General features: G+C 67.0%; 1 protein-coding gene. It reads left to right on the forward strand.

Annotation, left to right across the window (positions count from 1 at the left end; all coding sequences use genetic code 11):
* Positions 1–563, forward strand: a 563-nt coding sequence (locus A5759_RS25415) for an HNH endonuclease signature motif containing protein (protein ID WP_156617032.1), incomplete at both ends; no start/stop codon positions are given.

Below are 563 nucleotides of genomic sequence, written 5' to 3' on the forward strand. Positions count from 1 at the left end.
ATCGACAACGACCACCGCAGTCTGGCCCAGCGTCAACACGACGCGATGATCGCCGTCGGGCGCATCGCCCTGATGAGCGGTGAACTCGGCCAACTCAACGGGCTGCCCGTCTCGATCATCATTCGCACCACCCTGCGGGAGTTGGAATCGCGGGCCGGGGTCGGCACCAGCGGCGGCGGCACGGTCATGCCGATCGCTGATGTCATCCGGTTGGCTGGTCACGCCAACCATTACCTGGCGGTGTTCGACGGCGCGACCGGGTCGGCCCTGGAGCTGTTTCGCGCCAAGCGAATCGCCACTGCGGCGCAACGGATCATGCTCATCGCGCGCGATGGCGGATGCACCAAGCCGTGCTGCACCGTTGGCGCCTATGGCTGCCAGGTGCACCACGTAAAAGCCGACTGGTCGAAGGGCGGCAACACCAACGTCGACGAACTGGGCCTGGCCTGCGGGGCAGACAACCGCAGCGTCAACGAGGACGGCGGCTGGACCACCCGAATGAACCAGCGCTGCGAGGTCGAATGGCTTCCGCCGCCCGAACTGGACACCGGCCAGGCGCGGCT

It is taken from the genome of Mycobacterium sp. 852014-52144_SCH5372336, from assembly GCF_001665615.1.
Taxonomy (GTDB): Bacteria; Actinomycetota; Actinomycetes; order Mycobacteriales; family Mycobacteriaceae; genus Mycobacterium; species Mycobacterium neumannii_A.